Source organism: Bacillus nitratireducens (genome assembly GCF_036320425.1).
GTDB lineage: Bacteria > Bacillota > Bacilli > Bacillales > Bacillaceae_G > Bacillus_A > Bacillus_A nitratireducens.
Genome location: NZ_JAUMJO010000001.1, coordinates 1,012,329 through 1,027,752, shown reverse-complemented (window position 1 = coordinate 1,027,752; position 15,424 = coordinate 1,012,329). Strand labels below are relative to the sequence as shown.

Here is a 15,424-nt window from a genome sequence, read left to right as displayed (position 1 = left end):
TAGTGAAGTGAGGGGTAGTGAATGTTATATCTACATGATGTATGGGTAAATTGGTTTGAAGGTGAAGAGAATGGGTATAACGTTTGTCATTTTTACGAATGGCGGAAAGATGATACGATTGAGCTATTAGATCAAGTGCCATTATTAAAAGTAGATTCCACATTATATCATTACATCGAGAACGAATTGTTAGAGCTTCCGCAAAAGTTATTGGAAGACGTACATCATAAGGCTTATATTCGTAAAAATCACGAACGTTTGCAACAAGAATATTGTTTTGTAGTTACAGATGGAAAAGGAATCATCGCGATTGATTCAATCGGCTATAATGTGCCAATTAGAAAAAGTAGGCTTATACCTCGTCAAGAGCAGATGGTATATGAGATGGTAGAAAACGTGCAAGCGGAAAAGTATGAGTTCCAGGTAGAAGAAATTGAAAAAGAACATCATATTTTATCACCATCGCCTTTCATTATGAATGGCTTGACTCGTAAAGAAAGACAGCTAAAACAATTATTATTTATGGCGTTAGATCAATTACATACAACGAAAAATCCAGCTGAAATTCGCTATTGGTTCACAGAGTGGGATCCATCAGCATACGGAATGGTTCAACATATGGAATTTGAAGATATTTGGGCTAAACTTTATGATGAAGCGAAAACTGGATGGTCTGAGAAGCACGAACAATTATGCGAGCGCCTTGTAAAAGGACAGCCGTTTTTTGAAAAGCTATGGGAAATGGAAAATGAGCAGAAGGTAAATTAAAAAAACCGCCAATTGGCGGTTTTTTTATGGAGTTGGCAAGAATGCTCGGTGGCTTCGCGCCTTCCTACGAGGCAAAATCCGCCTCACATTCTAAGCGAGCCGCTTCCGCTTTATGTAGAAATCCAGCTCAGGCAGCAAGCTCTTCGTGTCTAAGAACCTTCCGCATAAGAAGACAAAAAGCGTCTTCTATGCGAAAGAACCTTAGCCAGTCAGAGCTGAACGAGCTGCCTCCGCTTTATGTAGAAATCCAGCTCCGGCTCCTAGCCCTTCGCGTCTAAGAACCTTCCCCACGAGAAGGTAAAAAGCACCTTCTGTGGGAAAGAACCTTAGCCAGTCAGAGCTGAACGAGCTGCCTCCGCTTTATATAGAAATCCAGCTCCGGCTCCTAGCCCTTCGCGTCTAAGAACCTTCCCCACGAGAAGGTAAAAAGCACCTTCTGTGGGAAAGAACCTTAGCCGTCAGGGCTAAGCAGTCGCCTCCGCTTTATAAGTTACCTACGTTTTCTACTTAATCCCATTGCGTTTTCTACTTTGCGTAGTTGTTTGAATGCAACGCGGTTTGCTTTTTCTGCACCTTTGTCTAGAATTTCGTCTAGTTCTGGGGAGCTGATTAGTTCGTTATATTTGTCTTGGATTGGGCGAATTGCTTCTACGACTACTTGTGCTAGGTCGCCTTTGAAGTCGCCGTATCCTTTTCCTTCGTACATTGCTTCTATTTCTTCAACTGTTTTTCCAGAGAATGAAGAATAGATTGTTAATAAGTTAGAGATACCAGGTTTATTTTCTTTATCGAATTTCACGATACCTTCAGAGTCAGTTACAGCACTTTTAATTTTCTTTTCAATTGTTTTTGGCTCATCAAGCATACTAATCATTGATTTTGGATTTGGATCAGATTTACTCATTTTTTTCGTAGGTTCTGTTAATGACATAACACGAGCGCCTACTTTTGGAATGCGAATTTCAGGAACTGTGAACACTTCACGGAAGCGTTTGTTGAAACGCTCTGCTAGATCACGTGTTAATTCCATATGTTGCTTTTGGTCATCACCAACCGGCACGATTTCAGTGTTGTAAAGTAAAATATCAGCAGCCATTAATGGTGGATACGTAAGTAATCCAGCCGGAACTGAATCTCTACCAGAAGCTTTATCTTTATATTGTGTCATGCGCTCCAATTCTCCAACGTAAGCAACTGATTGCATAATCCACCCTAGTTGAGCGTGTGCTGGTACTTCTGACTGTACAAATAAAGTAGCTTTTTCAGGATCGATGCCGCATGCAACATATAGTGCAGCAAGACTGCGGATGTTTTTACGAAGTTGTACTGGATCTTGAGGTACTGTAATTGCATGTTGGTTTACAATGCAGAAATAACAGTCGTGTTCGTTTTGAAGCTCTGTAAATTGCTTCATAGCTCCTAAATAGTTTCCAAGTGTAATTGTTCCACTTGGCTGAATACCAGAAAAGATAACTGACATAAGTAATTCCTCCTAAATTTGAATGTGTGATAGGGAAGAGAAGGCATACAAAAAAGCCCATTCATCCCAAATTACATAGGGACGAATGGACCGCGGTACCACCCTAATTATTTCACTGTTGTGAAATCTCTCAGATCCATAATAACGTCTGGATATAACGCCAAAGCCTACTACTTACGGTTCGGTTTGGTGCTCAAAAGCCCATTCCATATTGCACAATTACTTGTTCACACCAGCCACAAGCTCTCTGAAATTGCCTCAATATGTACTCTTCTTTATCATCGCATACATATAAAATTATTTATTGTTAACTGAGCCCTTTTAATATGAAAGAACTAAAGTTTTATAACAAAATGTTTTGCTGATTATTATATCATATGGAATAGCGTTTGCAAACTACATCAAAATAGTAAAGCTAATGAGAGTCGAGAACATACCAAGTACGATACCAGTAATACAAATCGGATACGTCCATTTGAATGAATATGTTTTATAAATACGCTCTTTCTTATCGGTAGGTTCCTCTGCTTCTTCAATTAAAGAGTCAATTTTTTTGTTCGTACCAAATACTCTTTGGAATGCGTAAATTGTTACGTTAAAAAATCCATTTTGAAATATGTATAAAAAACCACCTATAAGAATAAAAAACAATGAGATATAGAATGAGATGTTGACAAAATTCAACAAAAACTGAGATGAAACGAGGAATGCGCCAACACTAGAAGCGATTATCGCTACAAAAAATAGTATACAAGTATGAAAAAAAACTTTATTCAAAATATTCCCCTCCGTCAAAATATTACTAGAATTATTATACTATAAAAGTTATAATAAGTAATATAAATAATTTTTTGAAAATTATACGCAATTGAAGCCCTAATTTCAAGATGATGGTAGCAATGTTAACGTATTTCTTTACAAAAAAATAAAAAAATAAATAATTTATTAAAAATTTTAACAAAAAAACAAAAAACTATATTCACAATCGTCATATTATATGTATAATGAAAATTGTAGAAACTTGGAGATTATTCTTTCAATTCTGTTTTTCTACAAGTGAGGGTACAGGAAGTGCAATTAGGGGAGGCAACACAACATGAAGAAAAAGATACCGTTATTACTTGCATCGACTTTAACTGCAAGTATGTTGCTTGGCGCGTGTAGCTACCAGAAAGAGGACGCTAAAGCAAAAGGAAAAGAAAACGCTACGAGTAGTAGTAACGGAAAACAGATTCTTAATTTAACAGAGTTATCTGAAATTCCATCAATGGATGCATCGTTAGCATCAGATTCTGCATCTTCAACAGCATTAAATAATACGATGGAAGGTTTATATCGTACTGGCAAAGATCAAAAGAGAATGCCTGGGATTGCTGAAGATGTCCAAAAGCTAGATGATGGGAAGAAATACATATTTAAGTTAAGAAAAGATGCGAAATGGTCGAATGGGGAACCTGTAACAGCGAAAGACTTTGTGTATTCATGGAAAAGAGCAGTAAATCCAGATACAAAAGCGACGTATTCATACATTATGTTCGATATTAAAAATGCAGAAAAAATTCATAAAAAAGAATTACCTGCTGACCAATTAGGTGTAAAGGCGATTGATGATTATACATTAGAAGTGGAATTAGACAATCCCGTTCCTTACTTTATTGATTTAACGGTTTATCCGGTGTTCTACCCACTAAATGAGAACTTTGTGAAATCACAAGGTGATAAGTTTGGTTTAGAGGCAAATACAACATTATATAACGGGCCATTCGTTATGAGTGATTGGAAACATGAACAAAGCTTCCAATTTAAGAAGAACCCATCATATTGGGATAACAAGACGGTTAAAATCGAAGAAATAAATTTCAATATTGTGAAAAATACATCGACTGATGTAAATTTATATGAGACAAACTCGATTGATCGTGCGGCTCTATCTTCAGAATTTGTTGATAAGTTTAGACAAAGTCCAGAATTCCACACAAGAAAAGAAGCAGGGGTTGCTTACCTAAGATTTAATCAAAGTAATCAATACTTAAGCAATAAAAACTTAAGAAAAGCAATTTCAATGTCCTTTGACCGTGATAATATTGCGAAGGTTATTTTAAATAACGGTGCAATTGGAGCTTATGGATTTGTTGGAAAAGATTTCGCTGAAGGTCCGAATAAAAAAGATTTCCGAGCTGAAAATGGGAATTTAGTTGAAATAAATCCAAAAGAAGCGAAAAAGCTGTGGGAAACAGCGAAGAAAGAGCTTGGCACTGATAAAATCGAACTAGAATTCTTAAACTTTGATAATGAAGATGCGAAAAAAGTTGGTGAATTCTTAAAAGGTGAGATGGAAAAGAACTTACCAGGTTTATCGATTAAAATTAAACAGCAGCCATTCGCACAAAAAAATAAATTAGAAGATTCTCAGCAATATGATATTGCGTTTGGTATTTGGGGACCAGATTTCCCAGATCCAATCTCATATTTAGATATGTTTGTTACGAATGGTTCTCAAAATAAAACAGGATATTCTAATCAGAAATATGATGAGTTAATTCTAAAAGCTAAAACAGATACAAAAGATTTACAAGCACGCTGGAACAACCTATTAGAAGTAGAGAAGATGTTAATTAAAGAGGATGCAGTTATCACTCCAATCTTCCAAAAAGGTTCAGCGTATGTAGTAAAAGGTGCCGTAAAAGATATTATCCCAATTAACTATGGTGGTAAATTAACTTACAAATGGGCATCTGTTGAACAAAAATAATCTTTTTTCCATCGTTTACTAGGGTATATGCCTATGATGGGCATGTGCTCTTATTTTAAAAAAATAAAAGTAAGAATATTTCAAACTATCTTATTGCTTTTGAGAAAAACGGGGAGGTGCTTGACTATGGGACGTTATGTATTAAAACGTTTCGTGTACATGGCTTTGACATTATTTTTAATTACTACACTGACTTTCTTTTTGATGAAATTACTTCCGGGTTCTCCGCTTAAAAACCAGGAGAAACTATCACCGGCACAAAAAGAAATCATTCTTGAAAAATATGGTTTAAATGATCCGGTACCAGTTCAATATGCACGTTACTTAGGTAACTTAGCAAAAGGTGATTTAGGGGTATCATTCCAATATGATAACCGCCCAGTAACAGATATGATTGTGGATCGTATTGGACCATCAGCACAACTTGGTTTACAAGCGATTATATTAGGAACATTTATCGGATTAATTTTAGGAATCGTTGCGGCACTTCGTAACAATACGTGGGTCGATTACGGGGCGACAATAATTTCCGTACTCGGGATGTCGGTACCATCATTCGTATTCGCCGCATTACTACAATATTTCGTAGGGGTAAAACTTGGTTGGTTCCCGGTAGCATTCTGGAAAGGACCTGAGTTTACAGTAATGCCTACAATTGCCTTATCGATGGCAGTTATCGCAACAATCGCACGTTTCGCTCGTGCAGAGTTAATTGAGGTTATGCAAGCTGACTACATTTTAACAGCGAAAGCGAAAGGAATTAGCCAAGGCGTTATCATTATCAAGCACGCACTTCGTAACGCATTAATTCCAGTTGTAACAATTTTAGGACCAATGGTTGCAGGATTAATTACAGGGACACTAGTTATTGAGCAAATTTACGCTGTACCTGGACTTGGGGAACAATTCGTTAAATCGATTACAGTAAATGACTATACAGTTATTATGGGAACTACAATTTTCTATAGTGCGATCTTCATCTTAGTTATTTTCATTGTCGATATTTTATACGGAATTATTGATCCTCGTATTCGTTTAGCGGGAGGGAAAAAATGATGAAAGATGTACAAAAATTATCTCCAGATTTATTTCAACCAGCCAATCAAAGTAATGTTGATAATGAAGTCATTGCCCGTCCAAGCTTAACGTTTTGGCAAGATGTAAGAAGACGTTTGTTCCAACATAAAGGTGCAATGTTTGGTTTCGTATTATTAATGCTTATTGTACTACTAGCAATTATAGGACCGATGGTAAGTAAGCATTCTTATAAAGAGCAGGATTTAGGTCGTGCGAAAATGCCACCGAAAATTCCAGTGATTGAAAATATTCATTGGCTACCATTTGACGGTACAGATCAATATGGTGTTGACCAATATGAAAAACGTGATATTAAAGAGTACTTCTGGTTTGGTACAGATGATCTTGGTCGTGATTTATGGACGAGAACATGGGAAGGTACACGTGTATCATTATATATCGCTCTTTTAGCAGCAGCGATTGATCTAGTAATCGGGGTTGCATACGGAGGTATTTCAGCGTTCTATGGCGGCAGAGTAGATAATATTATGCAACGTATTATGGAGATTATTAACGGTATTCCATACTTAATCATCGTTATTTTAATGGTAATCATTATGGGATCAGGTATATGGTCGATTACACTCGCGATGGCAATTACAGGCTGGATAGGGATGTCGCGTATCGTTCGTGGACAAATCCTAAAATTAAAAAACCAAGAATATGTATTAGCATCTCGTACATTAGGGGCAACAAATACACAGTTAATTGTGAAGCACTTAATTCCGAACGTAATGGGACCAATTATCGTAATGACAATGTTTACAATTCCAACAGCGGTATTTGGTGAAGCATTCTTAAGCTTCATCGGGCTAGGCATTCAGCCACCATTCGCATCACTTGGTTCTCTTGTAAACGATGGTTATAAATCAATTCAAACGTATCCACATATGATGTTCATCCCAGCGGTTGTCATCAGTATGTTAATCTTAGCATTCAACTTAATGGCAGACGGATTACGCGACGCGTTAGATCCAAAAATGCGTAAGTAAAAGAGGGGAGAAGTAAAAATGAAAACATTGCTAGAGGTAAAAGATTTGCAAGTCTCCTTTGATACACATGCAGGTGAAGTACAAGCTGTACGCGGCGTTACTTTTGATTTAAAAAAAGGAGAAACATTAGCGATTGTAGGAGAATCTGGTTCTGGTAAATCAGTTACTTCTAAAGCGTTAATGGGATTAATTCCGAATCCTCCAGGACGTATTAAAAACGGTGAAATCGTATTTGAAGGTCGTGACTTAACGAAACTAACAGAAAAAGAAATGCAGCAAGTACGCGGTAAAGATATTGCGATGATTTTCCAAGATCCAATGACATCATTAAATCCAACGATGACAATTGGTAATCAGATTATGGAAGGTCTTATTAAACACCAAGGGATGAGTAAAGCAGATGCACGTAAAGTTGCTTTAGAATTAATCGACCTTGTAGGTATTCCAAATCCAGAAGCGCGCTTAAAACAATATCCTCATCAATTCTCAGGTGGTATGAGACAACGTGTAGTTATTGCGATGGCGTTAGCTTGTAATCCGAAATTATTAATTGCCGATGAGCCGACAACAGCGCTAGACGTTACAATTCAGGCGCAAATTTTAGAACTTATGAAGGACATTCAGCAAAAAACAGAAGCAGCAATCATTTTCATTACGCATGATTTAGGTGTAGTGGCAAACGTTGCAGACCGAGTTGCGGTTATGTATGCTGGTAAAGTTGTTGAAATTGGAACTGTTGATGAAATTTTCTACAATCCAAAACATCCATACACATGGGGCTTAATCGCATCTATGCCAAGCTTAGATGGTTCAGAGGACGAACTATATGCGATTCCAGGAACGCCTCCTGATTTATTGAAACCGCCAAAGGGTGATGCTTTTGCACCACGTAACCCGCAGGCGCTGAAAATTGATTTTGAAATGGAACCACCTTTATTTAAAGTAAGTGATACACATTATGCGGCAACTTGGTTACTTCACGAGCAAGCACCAGAAGTAAAACCACCAGCAGTTGTTGAAAAACGTATTCTTCAAATGAAAGCAGGTGAACAACATGACTAAACAACGTGAGAAATTAATTGAAGTAAAAAATGTGAAACAACACTTTGATGTGAGTGGTGGTGTTGTTAAAGCAGTTAATGATATTTCATTTGATATTTACCGCGGTGAAACATTTGGACTTGTAGGAGAATCTGGTTGTGGTAAGTCAACAACTGGAAGAACGATTATTCGTTTATACGATGCAACTGCCGGTGAAGTGTTGTTCGATGGTGAAAATGTACATGGTAAAAAATCACGCGCAGAACTTAAGAAGTTCAACCGTAAAATGCAAATGATTTTCCAAGATCCATATGCATCATTAAATCCTCGTATGACAGTAGGGGATATTATTGCAGAAGGTATTGATATTCACGGACTGGCAAAAGGCAAAAAAGAGCGTATGGACCGTGTTCACGAGCTGTTAAATACAGTTGGTTTAAATAAAGAACACGCGAACCGTTTCCCGCATGAATTCTCAGGCGGACAACGTCAACGTATCGGTATCGCTCGTGCGCTAGCTGTAGAACCTGAATTTATCATTGCGGATGAACCAATCTCAGCACTTGACGTATCGATTCAGGCGCAAGTTGTAAACTTACTAAAACAGTTACAAAGAGAAAAAGGTTTAACATACTTATTCATCGCCCATGATTTATCGATGGTAAAATACATTAGTGACCGCATTGGTGTAATGTACCGTGGTCAAATCGTTGAGCTGACAACAAGTGAAGAGTTATATGAGAATCCAATGCATCCATATACAAAATCACTACTATCAGCAATTCCACTTCCAGACCCAGATTATGAGCGCAATCGTAAACGTATCGTATACGATCCAACGCAGCATGATTATGGTAGCGAAGTACCAACAATGCGTGAAATTCGCCCAGGACATTTCGTATTATGTTCTGAAGCGGAGTATAAGAAATATAAAGAGATTTATCAATAATAAAAAAGCCATTCTTCCGCTACGGAAGAGTGGCTTTTTTATTGATGGAAGGGATGACAGGATAGAGTTGCTTTAAAATTAGTTTATCTCAATAGTTGTTACTTAATCTAAACTTATAAAAAAGAATTTTTTATAAGTTTATTTCTATTTTGAGACTAGAAAATAAGTGTTTTTTTAGTAGGAAAAGCTGATTTTATTATTTTGATTGGTGAAAGAGATAGTACTAATATGTAGATATACATCATGATGTGTTTTTGAAATAGAAGCGTTTGTGTATATATAGTAAACGAAAAGATTTATAGAATCATGAAAGAGAACGAGTATCTATTAAAAATAATGGGGAGGAAGTAATTTGTTGAAAAAAATTATTTCGATGTTCGTCGCTATTGGAATAGTATTCATAGTAGGTAGTAGTTTGAATGTGTCAAATGCGTATGAAAAGACAGGATACAAATTATCGACAAAAACCCAAAGTTTTAAATGGGGTGACCGTTTATCGGGAAGCAGTGTAATAAAGAGTGGTTGGCAGGATGCTATTTCATCTTGGCAAAATAGTGCAGCTAATGCCAAATTCTTTTATCACGGATCTTCGGTGCACGCATTAAATTCGTGGTATGAATCCTCGTCCACATATTATGGAAGAATGATTGTTCAACTAAATAATAAAATTGTTACGAAGTTTTCTGGAGACATTAATGCAGGTAATACAAATATCACGAAATCAAATGTCGCTAAAAGTACGGCTGTTCATGAATTAGGACATGCATTAGGACTCGATCATAATACAGGGACATCTATTATGAATAGTGATAGAGATCGTACCAAAATGCATGTTCCTCAAAAAGATGATGTGAATGGTGTAAATGCAATTTATAAGTGAAAGTAAGGAGGGATATATAATGAATAAAAAATTGAAATTTATTTTGTTGGCAGTTCCTTTCGCAATTTGCTTAAGTATAGGGGGATATAGTATTTATTTTGGAGAAGTCGAAGATAAAACAATTGTAATAACTAAAGATTTTCCATCCACAAGTAGATTAGAAGACATGGTTAAGGAAGCCGATGTAGTTGCAATAGGCAATTATGATGGCTTTCATTCAACTTGGAATATGGCGCGTAATCCACAAGACATTAGTCAAGAAGATCAGGAGAATTATGTAGAGGGCCATTTATACAATTTTAACGTAAAAGAAGTTTTAAAAGGAGACTCCTTACAAGATAGAGTGAAAATTAATTATCGATACGCAGAACAAATTGAAATCGATGATTCGAATAGTAAGGTTGTAAATGAAGACCCTCTTTATATAAAGCCGGAGATTGGGAAGAAATACATGTTATTTTTGAAAAAAGATGAAAATATGAATCATTACTTTGGCGCAATTGAACCATTTTCCATAATGTTTGATGAAAATGATATAGCGTATTTACAGTCAAACTTATTACATGTAGACGAAGAGAGATTAAGTGTTAAAAAGAAACAAGATAACCAAACATATATTTTAAAAAATCAATTGGATCATACAATATCGGATACGATTTCTAATAAGAACATTGACGAATTGAAGATAGAAATTGAAAAGTATAATTAAAAAAAGCTGTTCCAACAATTTGTTGGAACAGCTTTTTCTACTATTTAAAGACTCTCCAATGCAAATTTCATTTAAAAATGACTTCATCTCGATTAAAGGAGTGTTACTGCGCCTGAACAGAAACGTTCTCATCTTGCTCATTTGGTTTAACAAGTGCATAACGTTCCCACGCTCTACTTCTCCAGCGGAAGAACATAATAATGGCACGCGTCCATTCATCAATAGCAATCGCTAGCCAAATACCAACGAGCCCCATATCTAAATGGAAGGCGAAAAAGTAACCGAGTGGTAAACTCATTAACACCATAGAGAATGCACCGATTAAAACTGGGTATTTTGCATCACCAGCTGCACGAAGTGAATTGATAATGACGATGTTCATCGTACGTCCTGTTTCAAGTAGTACACTTAGTAAAAGAACTGACGCACCTAATGTAATAATGTGCGGATTATCTGTAAATAGTCCCATTAATTGTGTGCGGAATGTAATAACGAGAGCGACCATACATAAAGTGACACCAATCGCCCACTTTACACTTTTCCATACGCGTTCATACGCTTCGTCTTTTTCACCACCGCCAACGAGGCGCCCGATAATAATTGCTGTTCCCATACCGATTGCAATAGCGAATAAATAAGTGAACATAGAAATGTTAGTAGCGTATTGCCTTGCTGCTAATGATTCTGTACCTAAGTATGTTGCGTAATATAAGAAGACAATTTGACAAGCTTGATACATGACTTGTTCGAATGCAGATGGAATGCCGATCTTTAATATTTTGCCAACGTATTCTTTTGATAAAGTGAAGTAATATTGTAATTTCACACGGTATTCCATAACGCGGTATAGTAACCAGAAGAACACAATAAGTGCCAGTAGTCGACTGACAGCGGAAGAAATCGCGGCCCCTTGTACACCAAGTTCAGGGAAACCGAATTTCCCGAAAATAAGTACGTAGTTTCCGGCGATATGAATAATATTCATTCCAAGCGAAACGAACATTGCCTGCTTTGTAAAGCCGTGAACACGGATAATTGCGGCTAATGAGTTAATAATAGCTTGAAGGAAAATAGCTCCTCCGACGATGGATAAATAACTTTGTGCATACATTAGTACATCGCCTTGTAAATTCATTGCCATCATCATATGTTTTGAAAATAAAAGAAAAGCAGCGCTTATAACGAGTCCGACCACTAAGTTTAATGTGACGGCTAATGCTGATATTTTAGATGCTTCCATAAAACGTTTGGAACCGAGGTATTGAGATACGACGATTGCAGCGCCGTTCCCGATTACTTCTAGTACCAAAATAGCGATATGGAGATATTGATTCGCTGCACCAACCCCAGATACAGCATCGTCTGATAATGCACTTAACATAAAAGTATCAGCGATCCCCATCAACATAAAAAGAAAAACTTCTAGAAAAATAGGCCATGTTAATAGGAATAAACTTAGTTTCTCAGTTGGCCCACTTTTTGAGTGAATTGCTGTCATATCTGTCCCCTCTTTACCGATATCTATTTTTAGCAAAGTGTATCGTAACATACTTTCATAGCCATTGCACTCATTTTAACCTACATACTTTTAATATGAAGAGACCTCCATTTTATGTTAATAAGAGAAGGATAATTATACGTAAAATATTATAGAATATAAAATTTATTTTTCTCTGATAATTTAGAAAAATATAAAAATAATGTTTTTTGGCGTTTTGGTCAGGGAAAATAGCAATGTGAAACGTTTTCAAGGGATTATTTTTTAACAGAAAATTTTAATAAAATAGAAATATAAATATACAAAGATTATATTTGTGTGTATAATATGAATTATTAGAACATATATATATTTCTTTCTGTTTGAAAATGAAAGGGCTAACATTTTTTGGAGGGGTGGAAGTATGAAAAAAAAGATACCAGTTTTTGTAGCATCAACAGTAGCGATGAGCATGATTTTAGGGGCATGTGGCTATCAAAAAGATGAACCGCAAGCGAACGCAAAAGGGGATAGCGGGAAAAGCGGTGCGAAGCAAGTTATTAATTTAATTGAAACACAAGAAATTCCAACGATGGACCCAGCGTTATCAGCTGATGCAGTTTCTTCAAAAGTAATGAATAATACGATGGAAGGTCTATACCGCCTTGGTAAAGATGATAAATTAGTGCCAGGTGTAGCGAAGGAATTCCAGAAGTCAGAAGACGGTAAAAAATATACATTCAAATTACGTGAAGATGCAAAATGGTCAAATGGTGACCCTGTAACTGCGAAAGATTTCGTGTATGCATGGCAAAGAGCGATTAATCCAGATACAGCTGCGAAATCAGCGTATATTATGTACGATATAAAAAATGCTGAGAAAATTAATAAAAAAGAGATGAGTCCAGATCAATTGGGCGTGAAAGCGATTGATGATCATACATTAGAAGTAGAATTGGATAATTCTATTCCATACCTTGTTGATTTAATGGTCTACCCGATCTTCTATCCTGTGAATGAAAAGTATGTGAAAGAGCAAGGTGCACAGTTTGGTTTAGAAGCAAATACAACACTTTATAACGGACCATTTACATTAAGTGATTGGCAACATGAACGTAGCTTCAAAATGACAAAGAGCCCATCATATTGGGACAATAAAGAAGTGAAGCTTGAGGAAGTAAACTTTAATATTGTAAAAGATACGTCTACGCCAATTAATTTATATGAAACAAACGCAGTCGATCGAGCGACGTTATTAGCAGAGTTCATCGATAAATATAAAGGAAAACCAGATTTCAAAACGGTAGAAGATACTTCTGTATTCTTCCTTCGCTTAAATCAAAAAGATCCAGCTTTAGCAAATAAAAATATTCGTAAAGCAATTTCTCTTGGTTTTGACCGTAAACCATTCGTTGATACATTATTAAATAACGGTTCTAAGCCAGCGACGGGATTAATTCCTGACAATTTCATTAAAGGACCGGATAAAAAAGATTTCCGTGCTGAAAATGGAGATATTATAAAACCAAATGTAAAAGAAGCAAAAAAGTATTGGGAAGCTGGTAAAAAAGAGCTTGGTAAAAACGAAATTGAATTAGAGCTATTAAATGAAGATGTTGAATTATCGAAGAAAACTGGTGAATATTTAAAAGGTGAATTAGAAAAGAATTTACCAGGCTTAACAGTGAAAATTAAACAACAGCCATTCGCGCAAAAACTAAAATTAGAAGATGCGGGCGACTTTGTAATGTCATTCTCTGGATGGAGTGCAGACTTCCCAGATCCAGTTACATATCTTGATATGTTTGTAACTGACGGGGCACAAAATAAAATGAAGTATTCTAATCCGAAGTACGATGAGATTATTATGAAAGCGAAGAAAGATGGAAGCGACGTAAACGCTCGCTGGAAAAACTTATTAGAAGCAGAAAAAATGTTACTTGATGATGCTGCGATTGTTCCAGTATATCAACGTGGTAGAGCATATTTACAAAGAGAAACAATTAAAGATATGTACAACCATAAATATGGCGGGGAAGTAAGCTTCAAATGGGCATCAGTAGAGAAATAACAAAAAAAGCAGGTGATTACCTGCTTTTTTTAGTACGTACGCTTTTTATAAATGCCTTTTCCGCCAACTTGATTCCAGCCAGATTGTACATCTAAACTTTTGTTAACAAACTTCATTTTTTCTTTTCCACCAAAGAGTTTTTCACCGATACTATTTGTAATGACACCAATCAATGCTGTTATTCCGATGATGAGGGTAGCAACAATGATAAAATCAGTAAAAAAAGCAATCATATGCAAATTCCCCCTTTGCCTGTCTGTATTTTTATTGTATGAGATAAAAGGTGAAAAAGAAAGAAATGTCAGAAAAATTTTGATTAATTTTAGAAATCTTATAGACATGAGGGATGAGATTTGTTAATATAAGAACAAGTGTTCTTGTTTTGTTTTAGCTTTTGGTCTTACATTTCTCAATTGAATTATTGGGAAAAGGTAAGAAAACGTTCTCCTTTAGGCGATTCATGTTATGAAAAAACAATCGTATATAACATGAAGTATATTGTAAAAAGTAGGTGTCAAAAGGATTGAAGATTGTTGTTAGATGACAGTTAAAGTGAGTGTAATCATGTTACATAGCAGTGGAATACACGGAGAAGTTTTCTCAACTAGCAGTAAATTTACTGTATATTTCTTGGAAAAACTATTGTATAATGATTATAGAAGTTACTTATTAAAAGTAATTATTGTTGCTTACATGAATTGCGATTTTTTACTTTACTATAAGACAAGTTATCGCGAAAAATTGCGGAAGTTAGAAATTTAAACTGTAATTAGTACAGAATTTGTACTCTTTAAGGAGAGTGAGCTTTGTATGGTAACATTATATAGTTCTCCAAGCTGTACGTCTTGTAGAAAGGCGAAATTATGGCTAGAGGAAAATCATATTCCTTATACAGAACGTAATATTTTCTCAGATCCATTAACGATTGAGGAAATTAAAGAGATTTTACGTATGACAGAAAGCGGAACGGATGAGATTATTTCTACTCGTTCAAAAGTTTTCCAAGAATTAAATGTAAACTTAGAGTCTTTACCACTTCAAGATTTATATAAGATGATTCGTGACTATCCAGGGATTTTACGTCGTCCAATTATGATTGACGAGAAGCGCCTTCAAGTAGGTTACAACGAAGACGAAATCCGCCGTTTCTTACCACGTACAGTAAGAACGTTCCAATTACGTGAAGCACAGCGTCTTGTAAATTAATTATAATAATATGAAAACCTTC

General features: G+C 35.9%; 15 protein-coding genes and 1 other annotated feature. Of the genes, 11 read left to right on the top strand and 4 right to left on the bottom strand.

Translation table 11 applies throughout. The features are described from left to right. Window positions 1-21 precede the first annotated feature (21 nt). Window positions 22-768, top strand: coding sequence for a YjbA family protein (locus tag Q3V31_RS05430; RefSeq protein ID WP_000966130.1), 747 nt, complete (start codon window positions 22-24; stop codon window positions 766-768). Between the two features lie 490 nt (window positions 769-1,258). Here the strand turns inward: Q3V31_RS05430 and trpS are convergent, their stop codons facing one another. Both trpS and Q3V31_RS05420 read right to left on the bottom strand, forming a co-directional pair. Further along, window positions 1,259-2,248 (bottom strand): tryptophan--tRNA ligase, encoded by a 990-nt coding sequence (gene trpS / locus Q3V31_RS05425; protein WP_000110997.1) that lies wholly within the window; start codon window positions 2,246-2,248, stop codon window positions 1,259-1,261. A 74-nt stretch (window positions 2,249-2,322) separates the two neighbouring features. Further along, window positions 2,323-2,539, bottom strand: a binding site (T-box leader). Between the two features lie 105 nt (window positions 2,540-2,644). Next, window positions 2,645-3,025, bottom strand: coding sequence for a DUF3899 domain-containing protein (locus tag Q3V31_RS05420; RefSeq protein WP_001044983.1), 381 nt, complete (start codon window positions 3,023-3,025; stop codon window positions 2,645-2,647). Window positions 3,026-3,344: 319 nt separating this feature from the next. Between Q3V31_RS05420 and Q3V31_RS05415 the strand changes: the two genes are divergently transcribed. The 7 genes from Q3V31_RS05415 to Q3V31_RS05385 all read left to right on the top strand — a co-directional run bounded on the left by Q3V31_RS05415 (window position 3,345) and on the right by Q3V31_RS05385 (window position 10,648). After that, window positions 3,345-5,000 (top strand): peptide ABC transporter substrate-binding protein, encoded by a 1,656-nt coding sequence (locus Q3V31_RS05415; RefSeq protein ID WP_329762689.1) that lies wholly within the window; start codon window positions 3,345-3,347, stop codon window positions 4,998-5,000. A 126-nt stretch (window positions 5,001-5,126) separates the two neighbouring features. Continuing rightward, entirely contained in the window at window positions 5,127-6,056 is a 930-nt protein-coding gene (gene opp3b / locus Q3V31_RS05410; RefSeq protein ID WP_000534165.1) for an oligopeptide ABC transporter permease, read from the top strand. Further along, the gene (gene opp3C, locus Q3V31_RS05405; protein WP_000974094.1) at window positions 6,053-7,069 is read left to right on the top strand and encodes an oligopeptide ABC transporter permease; all 1,017 of its coding nucleotides are present in this window, start codon (window positions 6,053-6,055) and stop codon (window positions 7,067-7,069) included. Before opp3b ends, opp3C begins: the two co-directional genes overlap by 4 nt. An 18-nt stretch (window positions 7,070-7,087) precedes the next feature. Beyond that, window positions 7,088-8,131: an ABC transporter ATP-binding protein gene (locus tag Q3V31_RS05400; protein ID WP_000854345.1), complete on the top strand. Its 1,044-nt coding sequence runs from the start codon at window positions 7,088-7,090 to the stop codon at window positions 8,129-8,131. After that, complete coding sequence (locus Q3V31_RS05395; RefSeq protein WP_000166341.1) at window positions 8,124-9,059, top strand: ABC transporter ATP-binding protein; 936 nt, start codon at window positions 8,124-8,126, stop codon at window positions 9,057-9,059. The genes Q3V31_RS05400 and Q3V31_RS05395 overlap by 8 nt, the downstream gene beginning before the upstream one ends. A 373-nt stretch (window positions 9,060-9,432) precedes the next feature. Next, window positions 9,433-9,939, top strand: a complete 507-nt coding sequence (locus Q3V31_RS05390; protein ID WP_329763061.1) for a matrixin family metalloprotease — start codon at window positions 9,433-9,435, stop codon at window positions 9,937-9,939. Between the two features lie 19 nt (window positions 9,940-9,958). Then, on the top strand, window positions 9,959-10,648 hold the full coding sequence (locus Q3V31_RS05385; RefSeq protein WP_001035554.1) for a hypothetical protein: 690 nt from the start codon (window positions 9,959-9,961) through the stop codon (window positions 10,646-10,648). A 103-nt stretch (window positions 10,649-10,751) separates the two neighbouring features. Here Q3V31_RS05385 and Q3V31_RS05380 read toward each other — a convergent pair whose 3' ends face one another. Further along, complete coding sequence (locus Q3V31_RS05380) at window positions 10,752-12,197, bottom strand: MATE family efflux transporter (RefSeq protein ID WP_002074941.1); 1,446 nt, start codon at window positions 12,195-12,197, stop codon at window positions 10,752-10,754. 352 nt (window positions 12,198-12,549) lie between these two features. On the opposite strand from Q3V31_RS05380, the gene Q3V31_RS05375 reads away from it, so the two are divergent. Next, on the top strand, window positions 12,550-14,196 hold the full coding sequence (locus Q3V31_RS05375; RefSeq protein ID WP_000727241.1) for a peptide ABC transporter substrate-binding protein: 1,647 nt from the start codon (window positions 12,550-12,552) through the stop codon (window positions 14,194-14,196). Between the two features lie 29 nt (window positions 14,197-14,225). Here Q3V31_RS05375 and Q3V31_RS05370 read toward each other — a convergent pair whose 3' ends face one another. Next, window positions 14,226-14,429 (bottom strand): hypothetical protein, encoded by a 204-nt coding sequence (locus Q3V31_RS05370; protein WP_000559981.1) that lies wholly within the window; start codon window positions 14,427-14,429, stop codon window positions 14,226-14,228. On the opposite strand from Q3V31_RS05370, the gene Q3V31_RS30950 reads away from it, so the two are divergent. Then, a complete protein-coding gene (locus Q3V31_RS30950; protein WP_406910695.1) occupies window positions 14,356-14,556 on the top strand; it encodes a dithiol-disulfide isomerase in 201 nt (66 codons plus the stop codon). The two genes, Q3V31_RS05370 and Q3V31_RS30950, sit on opposite strands and share 74 nt — an antisense overlap. A 450-nt stretch (window positions 14,557-15,006) precedes the next feature. Next, the gene (gene spx / locus Q3V31_RS05365) at window positions 15,007-15,402 is read left to right on the top strand and encodes a transcriptional regulator Spx (RefSeq protein WP_000258267.1); all 396 of its coding nucleotides are present in this window, start codon (window positions 15,007-15,009) and stop codon (window positions 15,400-15,402) included. The last annotated feature ends 22 nt before the right edge of the window (window positions 15,403-15,424 follow it).

What these genes read in the sequence shown, in the direction of transcription:
- Q3V31_RS05375 (WP_000727241.1), top strand. Translation starts at nt 12,550, where the DNA reads ATGAAAAAAAAGATACCAGTTTTTGTAGCATCAACAGTAGCGATGAGC.
- Q3V31_RS05400 (WP_000854345.1), top strand. Translation starts at nt 7,088, where the DNA reads ATGAAAACATTGCTAGAGGTAAAAGATTTGCAAGTCTCCTTTGATACA.
- Q3V31_RS05430 (WP_000966130.1), top strand. Translation starts at nt 22, where the DNA reads ATGTTATATCTACATGATGTATGGGTAAATTGGTTTGAAGGTGAAGAG.
- Q3V31_RS05380 (WP_002074941.1), bottom strand. Translation starts at nt 12,197, where the DNA reads ATGTTACGATACACTTTGCTAAAAATAGATATCGGTAAAGAGGGGACA.
- opp3C (WP_000974094.1), top strand. Translation starts at nt 6,053, where the DNA reads ATGATGAAAGATGTACAAAAATTATCTCCAGATTTATTTCAACCAGCC.
- Q3V31_RS05415 (WP_329762689.1), top strand. Translation starts at nt 3,345, where the DNA reads ATGAAGAAAAAGATACCGTTATTACTTGCATCGACTTTAACTGCAAGT.
- Q3V31_RS05395 (WP_000166341.1), top strand. Translation starts at nt 8,124, where the DNA reads ATGACTAAACAACGTGAGAAATTAATTGAAGTAAAAAATGTGAAACAA.
- Q3V31_RS05385 (WP_001035554.1), top strand. Translation starts at nt 9,959, where the DNA reads ATGAATAAAAAATTGAAATTTATTTTGTTGGCAGTTCCTTTCGCAATT.
- spx (WP_000258267.1), top strand. Translation starts at nt 15,007, where the DNA reads ATGGTAACATTATATAGTTCTCCAAGCTGTACGTCTTGTAGAAAGGCG.
- Q3V31_RS05390 (WP_329763061.1), top strand. Translation starts at nt 9,433, where the DNA reads ATGTTCGTCGCTATTGGAATAGTATTCATAGTAGGTAGTAGTTTGAAT.
- trpS (WP_000110997.1), bottom strand. Translation starts at nt 2,248, where the DNA reads ATGTCAGTTATCTTTTCTGGTATTCAGCCAAGTGGAACAATTACACTT.
- opp3b (WP_000534165.1), top strand. Translation starts at nt 5,127, where the DNA reads ATGGGACGTTATGTATTAAAACGTTTCGTGTACATGGCTTTGACATTA.
- Q3V31_RS30950 (WP_406910695.1), top strand. Translation starts at nt 14,356, where the DNA reads ATGACACCAATCAATGCTGTTATTCCGATGATGAGGGTAGCAACAATG.
- Q3V31_RS05370 (WP_000559981.1), bottom strand. Translation starts at nt 14,429, where the DNA reads ATGATTGCTTTTTTTACTGATTTTATCATTGTTGCTACCCTCATCATC.